At 73.0% G+C, this 9,992-nt stretch carries 6 protein-coding genes; 1 reads left to right on the top strand and 5 read right to left on the bottom strand.

All coding sequences use genetic code 11. The features are described from left to right. From RA210_RS15555 to RA210_RS15535, 5 genes are all read right to left on the bottom strand, one after another. Positions 1 to 1,411: VWA domain-containing protein (locus RA210_RS15555; RefSeq protein WP_201487220.1), on the bottom strand; the 1,411-nt coding region annotated here is incomplete at its 3' end. After that, positions 1,408 to 2,418 (bottom strand): vWA domain-containing protein, encoded by a 1,011-nt coding sequence (locus tag RA210_RS15550; RefSeq protein ID WP_201487219.1) that lies wholly within the window; start codon positions 2,416 to 2,418, stop codon positions 1,408 to 1,410. The genes RA210_RS15555 and RA210_RS15550, both read right to left, overlap by 4 nt. Then, entirely contained in the window at positions 2,411 to 2,920 is a 510-nt protein-coding gene (locus RA210_RS15545) for a DUF4381 domain-containing protein (protein WP_201487218.1), read from the bottom strand. Before RA210_RS15545 ends, RA210_RS15550 begins: the two co-directional genes overlap by 8 nt. Beyond that, complete coding sequence (locus tag RA210_RS15540) at positions 2,917 to 3,864, bottom strand: DUF58 domain-containing protein (protein WP_136487966.1); 948 nt, start codon at positions 3,862 to 3,864, stop codon at positions 2,917 to 2,919. Before RA210_RS15540 ends, RA210_RS15545 begins: the two co-directional genes overlap by 4 nt. 10 nt (positions 3,865 to 3,874) lie before the next feature. Then, entirely contained in the window at positions 3,875 to 4,834 is a 960-nt protein-coding gene (locus RA210_RS15535) for an AAA family ATPase (RefSeq protein WP_136487967.1), read from the bottom strand. 176 nt (positions 4,835 to 5,010) lie between these two features. Between RA210_RS15535 and RA210_RS15530 the strand changes: the two genes are divergently transcribed. Next, the gene (locus tag RA210_RS15530; protein WP_201487217.1) at positions 5,011 to 9,870 is read left to right on the top strand and encodes an NAD-glutamate dehydrogenase; all 4,860 of its coding nucleotides are present in this window, start codon (positions 5,011 to 5,013) and stop codon (positions 9,868 to 9,870) included. Positions 9,871 to 9,992 lie beyond the last annotated feature (122 nt).

Raw genomic sequence — 9,992 nt, 5'->3', positions numbered from 1 at the left:
TCGCGCGGCGCGCCGCGGCCTCCGGCTCGGCGCGTTCGGCGGCTGCCTGCCGCTCGCTCAGCGCCTGGCCGACCAGCGCGCGGTTGCGCCGCGCCACGGCCAGCTGCGGGTTGCGGCGCAGCGCCTCGCCGTAGGCTTCCAGCGCGGCTTCCAGTTCGCCGCCGCGCGCCAGGGCGTTGCCGCGGTTGAAGTGGGCGGCGGCATCGTCGCCGGCGGCGAAGGCGGCCGCGGCGGCCGCGTAGTCGCCGGCCCGGTAGAGGGCGATGCCGCGCCACTGCGGGTCGCGGAAGCGCTGCGCGGCGGCGGCCGGCTGGTCGGCCTCGAGCAGGCGCATGCCCTGCTGATCGGGGCGCCGCCAGAGGTCTTCGAGTTCGAAGGCCATGGCCGGCGGCGGTTGCACCAGCAGCAGGGCGAAGGCGAACAGCCAGCCGCGCCGGCCGGCGCAGGCTGCCAGCAGGAGCAGCGGCAGCAGCAGCCAGTGGCCCTGGTCGGCCCAGCCGGACAGCGGCCGCAGGCCCTCGGCCTGGTCAGCGCGCGTGGCGCGGCGCGCCAGCAGGCCGAGGCTGGCGAGGTCGCCGTCGTCCAGGCGCAGGGTGCTGTAGCCGCCGCCGAGTTCGGCGGCGAAGCCGGCGAGCTGCTCGCCACGCAGGCGCGGCAGCAGGATGGCGCCGCTGGCGTCGCGCAGGAAGCCGCCGTCCTCCAGCTGCACCGGAGCGCCCTGCGGAGTGCCGACGCCGAGCAGCAGCAGCGGGTTGGCACGGCCGTCGAGGGCGGCGTGGATGCCGTCCTCCTCGCTCGGGCCGAGGGCGCCGGTGAGCAGCAGCAGGCGGCCGTGGCCGTTGGCGCCCTGGTCGAGCAGGGCCAGGGCGCGCTGCACGGCGAGGTCGGCGCGCTGGCCGGGTTCGGGCATCAGCGAGGGAGTCAGCGCGGCCAGCAGGTTCTGCGCGGTGGCCAGGTCGTTGGACAGCGGCACCAGCACGTGGGCGCTGCCGGCGTAGACGACGATGGCGGTGGGCGCCTCGCCGCGCGCGGCGAGCAGGTCGAGCAGCTTGCGCCGCGCCGCCTCCAGGCGGTTGGGGGTGATGTCCTCGGCGAGCATCGCCGGAGTCAGCTCGAGGATCGCCACCAGCGGGTCGCCCCTGCTCTGCGCCGGCTGCTCCTCGGCGCTCCAGCCGGGGCCGAGCAGGGCGAGCAGGGCGAGCAGCCAGGCCAGGCCGAGCAGCAGCCAGGGCAGGCGGTCCTGGCGGCCGCGTCCGCCATGCAGCAGCCACGCCTGGAAGGCCGGCGGCAGCAGCGCCTGCCAGCGCCCGAGGCGGCGCTTGCGGTGCCACAGGCGCCACAGCAGCCAGGCCAGCAGCGGCACCAGCAGCAGCCAGGCGGGACGGGCCAGGTGCGGCAGCAGGCTGCTCATGGCCGCCTCCGGCGCAGGGACGGCGGGCCGTGTGGCCACAGTTCGTGGGCCACCAGCAGCAGGCTGAGCAGCACGGCCGCGGCCAGCGGCCAGGGATACAGCGGGGTGGCGCGGTACACCGTGGTCGGCGTCTGCAGCACAGGCTGCAGGCGGTCGAGGGTCTCGGCGATGGCGCGCAGCTCGTCCTGGGAGCGGGCGCGGAAATACTGGCCGCCGGTGACCGCGGCCAGCTCGCGCAGCAGCGGCTCGTCGAGGTCGAGGCCGGGGTTGAGGCCGTACAGGCCGACCGCGCCGGCCTGCTCGGCGTCGGCGCCGATGCCGATGGTGTACAGGGTCACCCCCTCGCCGGCGGCCAGCCGCGCGGCGGTCAGCGGCGCCACCTCGCCGCCGGTGTTGGCGCCGTCGGTGATCAGCACCAGCACGCGGCTGTCCGCCGGGCGCTGGCGCAGGCGCTTGACCGCCAGGCCGATGGCGTCGCCGATGGCGGTGTTCTTGCCGGCGATGCCGACCACCGCTTCCTCCAGCCACTGGCGCACGCTCTGGCGGTCGAAGGTCAGCGGCGCCTGCAGGTAGGCCTGGCTGCCGAACAGGATCAGGCCGATGCGGTCGCCGCTGCGCCCGGCGACGAATTCGCCGAACAGCCGCTGCACCAGGGTCAGGCGGCTGACCGTCTCGCCCTGCCAGTGCATGTCGCGGTAGTCCATGGAGCCGGAGACGTCGACGGCGAGCAGCAGGTCGCGGCCGCTGGAGGGCAGCGGCAGCGGCTCGCCCAGCCACTGCGGGCGCGCCGCGGCCAGCACCAGCAGCAGCCAGAGCAGGGCGAACGGCGCCTGGCGCCGCCAGCCCGGCAGGCGCGGCCGGGCGCGCTTGCCGCCGAGGTTCTCCAGCTCGTCGAGGAAGGTCACCCGCAGCGCCGCCTCGCCGCTGTCGGCCGGCGGCAGCAGCAGGCGCAGCAGCCAGGGCAACGGCAGGAGCAGGGCGATCCACGGCCAGGCGAACTCAAGCATGCTTGCGGATCCAGGTTTCCACCGCCTGCTGCAGGCCGTCGATGGCCTTGTCGTCGAGGCGGCAGTCGGCGCGGTAGGTGCCTTCGACGAGGATCATCCAGCGGGTCAGGCCGGCGGCGGGGCAGCGGTTGTCGAGGAAGGCCAGCCAGGCGCGCCCGCTCAGGGTGTGGCTGTGGCTGTCGGGATAATGGGCGCGGCACAGGCGCTTGAGCAGGCCGTTGAGCGCCTGCAGCCAGGGACCGGCCGGCGCGCGGTCGTAGGGCCGCGGCAGGCCGCGCAGCTCGTCGAGCGCCGCCTGGCGCTGCGGGTCGATCTCGCCGGCCGGCGACGGCGGCGGGGCGTCGAGGTCGCGCCACCAGGCCCGGAGGCGCCGGCGCTGGCGCCACAGCAGGGCGAGTCCGGCGAGCAGCAGGGCGACGAGCAGCCACCAGCCGGGCGCCGGCGGCCAGAACGGCGGCGGCGCCGGCAGCAGCGGTTCGGCCAGGCGGTCGAGGGGGCTCATGCCGGCTGCGCCTGCGGGTGTGGCAGGACCTGTTCGCGCAGCTGCTCGATCAGGTCGCGCTGGGTGGACAGCGGCAGCAGCAGCACGCCGAGCTTCTGCGCCAGGCGCTGCCAGCGCAACTGGCGCGCCTCGCCGCGCTCGCGCCAGGCCTGGCGCAGCTCGGCGTCAGAGGTGTCCAGCTCGAGGCGCGCGTGCTCGTCGGTGAAGCGCAGCAGGCCGGCGGCCGGCAGGGCGTGGTCGAGCGGGTCGGACAGCGGCAGCAGGATCAGGTCGCAGTGGCGGGCGAGCAGGGCGAACTGCTGCTCGGCGCTGTCCACCAGGCTGCGCTCGTCGCAGATCGCCAGCACCAGGCTGCCCGGGCGCAGCACCTCGCGGGCGCGGCGCAGGGCCAGGCCGAGGCCGTCGCCGGCGCCGGGCTCGCTGTCGCGCGATGACAGCTGCTGGTTGGCGCGCACCACCCGGCCGAGCAGCTGCAGCAGGCTCTGCTTGCTGCGCCGCGGGCGGATCTCGCTGCTGCCGGCGTCGTCGAACACCAGGCCGCCGATGCGGTCGTTGTGGGCCAGCGCGGCCCAGCCGAACAGCGCGGCGACCTGGGCGGCGAGCACCGACTTGAAGCACAGGCCGCTGCCGAAGAACAGCCGCGGGCTCTGTTCGACGAGGAGGAACACCGGGCGCTCGCGCTCCTCGTGGAACAGCTTGGTGTGCGGCTCCTGGGTGCGCGCGGTGACCCGCCAGTCGATGTTGCGCACGTCGTCGCCGGCCTGGTAGACGCGCACCTGGTCGAAGTCGACGCCGCGCCCACGCAGCTTGGAGTGGTGCAGGCCGACCAGCGGGCTGCGCCGGCCGGGGCTGGAGAACAGCTGCACCTCGTCGAGGCGATGGCGCATCTCCAGCAGTTCGGCGAGGCTGACCATCACTCCCGGCGGCAGCATGTCGGCGTACATGGCCAGCGCCTCAGGCCACCGCGACCTGGTCGAGGATGCGCTGCACCACGCGGTCCTGGTCGACGCCGGCGGCTTCCGCCTCGAACGACAGGATGACGCGGTGGCGCAGCACGTCGAACAGCACCGCCTGGATGTCCTCGGGGCTGACGAAGTCGCGCCCGGCCAGCCAGGCGTGGGCGCGCGCGCAGCGGTCGAGGGCGATCGAGCCGCGCGGGCTGGAGCCCCAGGCGATCCACTCGGCCAGTTCGGCGTCGAAGCGCGCCGGGTGGCGGGTGGCCATGATCAGCTGCACCAGGTACTCCTCCACCGCGTCGGCCATGTACAGGCCGAGGATCTCGCGCTGGGCGGCGAAGATCGCCTCCTGGCTGACCAGCTGCTCGGGCTGCGCCTCGCCGCCGATGGCCTCGCCGCGCGCCTGCTGGAGGATCCGCCGCTCGACGCTGGCGTCCGGGTAGCCGATCTTCACGTGCATCAGGAAGCGGTCGAGCTGTGCCTCGGGCAGCGGGTAGGTGCCTTCCTGCTCGATGGGGTTCTGCGTGGCCATCACCAGGAACAGCCCGGGCAGCTCGTAGGTGCTGCGGCCGATGCTGACCTGGCGCTCGGCCATCGCCTCGAGCAGCGCCGACTGCACCTTGGCCGGGGCGCGGTTGATCTCGTCGGCCAGCACCAGGTTGTGGAAGATCGGCCCGCGCTGGAACTCGAAGGTGGCGGTTTCCGGGCGGTAGATCTCGGTGCCGGTGATGTCCGCCGGCAGCAGGTCGGGGGTGAACTGGATGCGGTGGAACTCGGCCTCGAGGCCGGCGGCGAGGTCCTTGATCGCCTTGGTCTTGGCCAGCCCCGGCGCGCCCTCGACCAGCAGATGGCCGTCGGCGAGCAGGGCGATCAGCAGGCGTTCGACCAGCCGCTCCTGGCCGAGGATCTGGCTGGAGAGGTACTGGCGCAGGGCGATCAGCGCATCACGATGGGGCATGTCCGGACTCGGCAGGGGGTTATCGGCGCAGGGCGCCGGCTCGGCCTCCACTTTAATCCATCTGCCCCCGCCTCGACCAACGCCGCGCGGTCGCCGGCCGAACGGGTGTGCCGGCGCCGGCAGCCCTGCTAACGTGTCAGGAGGCAGCGGCCGGTGGCGGCCAGCGGAGAACAGTCATGGGTTTGTTCAGTGCAGTGGACCGGGACGATTTCCATCGCCAGTTGCACGAGGTGCTGGCGCGCCAGGTCGAGGAGCGCGGGCTCGGCCAGGTGGACCTGTTCGCCCGCCAGTTCTTCGCCAGCGTGGCCCTCGACGAGCTGGCCGAGCGACGCCTGGCCGACCTGGCCGGCGCCTGCCTGTCGGCCTGGCGCCTGCTCGAGCGCTTCGACCCGGGCGAGCCGCAGGTGGTGCTGTTCAGCCCCGACTACGAGCGCCACGGCTGGCAGTCGCCGCACACCGTGCTGCAGATGCTGCATGCCGACATGCCGTTCCTGGTCGACTCGCTGCACATGGAGTTGCGCCGCCGCGGCCACGCCGTGCACAGCCTGCAGAACTGCGTGCTGAGCCTGCGCCGCGGCGCCGGCGGCGAGCTGCTCGAGCTGCTGGAGGCCGGCGCCGAAGGGCCGGAGGTGCGCCGCGAGGCGCTGCTGTGCCTGGAGATCGACCGCTGCGCCAACGCCGGCGAGCAGCACATGCTGGCCAAGGCGCTGCACGAGGTGCTCGGCGACGTGCGCCTGGCGGTGGGCGACTTCGCGCCCATGCAGGCGCGCGTGCGCGCCCTGCTGGACAATCTCGAGCCGGCCTGCCTGGCCGCGCACGTCGAGGACTGCGCCGAGGTGGCCGCGTTCCTCGACTGGCTGCTGGACAACCACTTCACCTTCCTCGGCTACGAGGAGTTCACCGTCGAGGCGCAGGCCGACGGCAGCGGCCTGCTGGTCTACGCCGAGGATTCGCTGCTCGGCCTGTCGCGGCGCCTGCGCCAGGGCCTGCCGGCGGCGCAGCGCTGGGTGTCGGCGCAGGCCATGGCCTGGCTGCGCGCGCCCTGCCTGCTGTCGTTCGCCAAGGCCGACCAGCCGGCGCGGGTGCACCGCGCGGCCTACCCGGACTACGTGTCGCTGCGCCAGTTCAGTCCGGACGGCCAGGTGCTGCGCGAGTGCCGCTTCATCGGCCTGTACACCTCGCCGGTGTACGTCGAGAGCATGCGCCACATTCCCTGCGTGCGGCAGAAGGTGGCCGAGGTGATCCGCCGCGCCGGCTTCGCCCCCGGCGCGCACCTGGGCAAGAGCCTGGCCCAAGTGCTCGAGGTGCTGCCGCGCGACGACCTGTTCCAGACCCCGGTGGAGGAGCTGACCGCCACCGCGGTGGCGATCGTGCAGATCCAGGAGCGCAAGCGCCTGCGCGTGTTCCTGCGCCGCGACCCCTACGGCCACTTCTGCTACTGCCTGGCCTACGTGCCGCGCGACATCTACTCCAGCGAGATCCTCCAGCGTATCGAGCGGGTGCTGCGCGAGCGCCTGGGCGCCAGCGACTGCGAGTTCTGGACCTGGTTCTCCGAGTCGGTGCTGGCGCGCGTGCAGTTCATCCTGCGCGTCGACCCGCAGCGCCCGGCGGCCATCGAGGCGCGCGTGCTGGAGCAGGAGGTGATCCAGGCCTGCCGCGGCTGGCAGGAGGAGTTCGCCAGCCTGCTGGTGGAGAGCCTCGGCGAGGCGCGCGCCACCGACCTGCTGGCTGCCGGCGGCTTCCCGGCCGGCTACCGCGAGCGCTTCGAGCCGCACGAGGCGGTGGTCGACCTGCGCCACCTGCTCGAGCTGTCGCGCGAGCGGCCGCTGGTGCTGCGCTTCTACCAGGCGCCGCTGGAGCGCGGCCGCAACCTGCACTGCAAGATCTACCACGCCGAGACGCCGCTGGCGCTGTCGGACATGCTGCCGATCCTCGAGAACCTCGGCCTGCGCGTGCTCGGCGAGTTCCCCTTCCGCCTGCGCCGTCACGACGGCAGCCAGTTCTGGATCCACGACTACAGCTTCACCTACGCCGAGGGCATCGACGTCGACCTGGTGCAGCTCAACGATATCCTCCAGGACGCCTTCATCCACATCGTCCAGGGCGACGCCGAGAACGACGGCTTCAACCGCCTCGTGCTCGGCGCCGGGCTGCCCTGGCGCGAGGTGGCGGTGTTGCGCGCCTATGGCCGCTACCTCAAGCAGATCCGCCTGGGCTTCGACCTCGGCTACATCGCCGCCACCCTGAGCAACCACGCCGACATTGCCCGCGAGCTGATCCGCCTGTTCAAGACCCGCTTCTACCTGGCGCGCAAGCTGCCGGTCGAGGAACTGGCGGACAAGCAGCAGCGCCTCGAGCAGGCGATCCTCGGCGCGCTGGAGCAGGTCCAGGTGCTCAACGAGGACCGCATCCTGCGCCGCTACCTGGAGCTGATCCGCGCCACCCTGCGCAGCAACTTCTACCAGAGCGGCGCGGACGGCGCGCCCAAGGACTACCTGAGCTTCAAGCTCGACCCGCACCTGATCAGCGAGATGCCGCGGCCGGTGCCGCGCTACGAGATCTTCGTCTACTCGCCGCGGGTCGAGGGCGTGCACCTGCGCGGCGGCAAGGTGGCGCGCGGCGGCCTGCGCTGGTCGGACCGCGAGGAGGACTACCGCACCGAGGTGCTCGGCCTGGTCAAGGCGCAGCAGGTGAAGAACGCGGTGATCGTGCCGGTCGGCGCCAAGGGCGGCTTCGTGCCGCGGCGTCTGCCGCTCGGCGGCACGCGCGACGAGATCCAGGCCGAGGCGATCGCCTGCTACCGCATCTTCGTCAGCGGCCTGCTCGACCTGACCGACAACCTGGTGGAGGGCGGCGTGGTGCCGCCGCCGGGCGTGGTGCGCCACGACGAGGACGATCCCTACCTGGTGGTGGCCGCCGACAAGGGCACCGCGACCTTCTCCGACATCGCCAACGCGCTGTCCGCCGACTACGGCTTCTGGCTGGGCGACGCCTTCGCCTCCGGCGGCTCGGCCGGCTACGACCACAAGGGCATGGGCATCACCGCGCGCGGCGCCTGGGTCGGCGTGCAGCGCCATTTCCGCGAGCGCGGCATCGACGTGCAGCGCGATCCGATCACCGTGGTCGGCATCGGCGACATGGCCGGCGACGTGTTCGGTAACGGTCTGCTGCGCTCGGAGCAGCTGCTGCTGATCGGCGCCTTCAACCACCAGCACATCTTCCTCGACCCGAATCCCGATCCGGCGGCGAGCTTCGCCGAGCGCCAGCGCCTGTTCGCCCTGCCGCGCTCGAGCTGGGCCGACTACGACGCAGCGCTGATCTCGCCCGGCGGCGGGGTGTTCCCGCGCAGCGCCAAGAGCATCGCCATCAGCCCCGAGGTGCGCGCGCGCCTGGCGATCGACGCCGAGCAGCTCCCGCCCAGCGAGCTGATCAGCGCGCTGCTGCGCGCGCCGGTCGACCTGTTGTGGAACGGCGGCATCGGCACCTACGTCAAGTCCAGCCACGAGAGCCACGTGGACGTCGGCGACAAGGCCAACGACGCCCTGCGCGTCGACGGTCGCGAGCTGCGCTGCCAGGTGGTGGGCGAGGGCGGCAATCTCGGCATGACCCAGCTGGGGCGGGTCGAGTACTGCCTGCGCGGCGGCGCCTGCAACACCGATTTCATCGACAACGCCGGCGGAGTGACCTGCTCGGACCACGAGGTCAACATCAAGATCCTCCTCGGCGAGGTGGTGCGCGCGGGCGATCTGACCCTCAAGCAGCGCAACGAGCTGCTGCGCGAGATGACCGAGGCGGTGGCCGGCCTGGTGCTGGGCATCAGCTACCGCCAGGTGCAGGCGCTGTCGCTGGCCCAGCGCCACGCGCGCGGGCGCCTCGGCGAGTTCCGCCGGCTGATGCTCGACCTGGAGAGCCGCGGGCGCCTGGACCGGGCCCTGGAGTTCCTGCCCGGCGACGACGAACTCAACGCGCGGGTCGCCCAGGGCCAGGCGCTGACCCGCCCGGAGCTGGCGCTGCTGCTGTCCTACAGCAAGTTCGACCTCAAGGAGGCGCTGCTGCACTCGCCGCTGGTGGACGATCCCTACCTGCGCGAGGAACTCGACCATGCCTTCCCGCCGCAGCTGCTGGCGCGCTTCCCACAGGCCCTGGAGCACCACCGCCTGCGCCGCGAGATCATCAGCACGCGCATCGCCAACGACCTGGTCGACCACATGGGGGTGACCTTCGTCCAGCGCCTCAACGAGTCCACCGGCCTGTCGGCGGCGCACATCGCCGGCGGCTGGGTGGTGGTGCGCGACCTGTTCGACCTGCCGCACTGGTGGCAGCAGATCGAGGCGCTCGACCATCAGGTCGACGCCGAGCTGCAGCTGGCGCTGATGGAGGAACTGATGCGCCTGGGCCGCCGGGCCACCCGCTGGCTGCTGCGCAACCGGCGCAGCGAACTGGACATGGCGCGCGCCGTCGAGCACTTCGCGCCCTGCGTCGAGGCGCTGATCGACAACCTCGAGGAGCTGCTCGAGGGGCCGGCGCGCGCCGCCTGGCTGGCGCGGCGCGAGGAGCTGGAGGGCGCCGGGGTGCCGGCCGGGCTGGCGCGCCGGCTGGCCAGCTGCGGCGACCTGTACACCCTGCTGCCGATCATCGAGGCCGCCGACGTCACCGGCCAGCCGCCGATGCGCGTGGCCGCCTGCTACTTCGCGGTGGGCGCCGAGCTGGAGCTGGGCTGGTACCTGCAGCAGCTCAACGCTCTGCCGGTGGAGAACAACTGGCAGGTACTGGCCCGCGAGTCGCTGCGCGACGACCTCGACTGGCAGCAGCGGGCGATCACCATTGCCGTGCTGCAGATGCCCGAGGGGCCGGTGGAGATCGACAACCGCCTGACCCTCTGGCTGGCCCACCACCAGCCGCTGGTGGGACGCTGGCGCCACCTGCTGGCCGAGCTGCGCGCCGCCAGCGGCAGCGACTACGCGGTGTACGCGGTGGCCAACCGCGAGCTGCAGGACCTGGCGCAGAGCGCCCAGGCGGGGGTGGGGATCCCGTAGGGCGAGAGTGGTTGAAATTGTGCACGGTCAGTGAGAGATTCTGCACGGATGAGGGCGAGGATGCGTGGGGTAGGGTGTAGGGTGGGGTCAGGCCGCAGGCCGTGACCCACCAACCGGCCGCC

The sequence above is a fragment of the Pseudomonas sp. OF001 genome (assembly GCF_904426495.1).
Taxonomy (GTDB): Bacteria; Pseudomonadota; Gammaproteobacteria; order Pseudomonadales; family Pseudomonadaceae; genus Geopseudomonas.
Note: the sequence above shows the minus strand (reverse complement) of the source record. Positions and strands in the feature narration are given on the sequence as shown.

What these genes read in the sequence shown, in the direction of transcription:
- RA210_RS15550 (WP_201487219.1), bottom strand. Translation starts at nt 2,418, where the DNA reads ATGCTTGAGTTCGCCTGGCCGTGGATCGCCCTGCTCCTGCCGTTGCCC.
- RA210_RS15545 (WP_201487218.1), bottom strand. Translation starts at nt 2,920, where the DNA reads ATGAGCCCCCTCGACCGCCTGGCCGAACCGCTGCTGCCGGCGCCGCCG.
- RA210_RS15540 (WP_136487966.1), bottom strand. Translation starts at nt 3,864, where the DNA reads ATGTACGCCGACATGCTGCCGCCGGGAGTGATGGTCAGCCTCGCCGAA.
- RA210_RS15535 (WP_136487967.1), bottom strand. Translation starts at nt 4,834, where the DNA reads ATGCCCCATCGTGATGCGCTGATCGCCCTGCGCCAGTACCTCTCCAGC.
- RA210_RS15530 (WP_201487217.1), top strand. Translation starts at nt 5,011, where the DNA reads ATGGGTTTGTTCAGTGCAGTGGACCGGGACGATTTCCATCGCCAGTTG.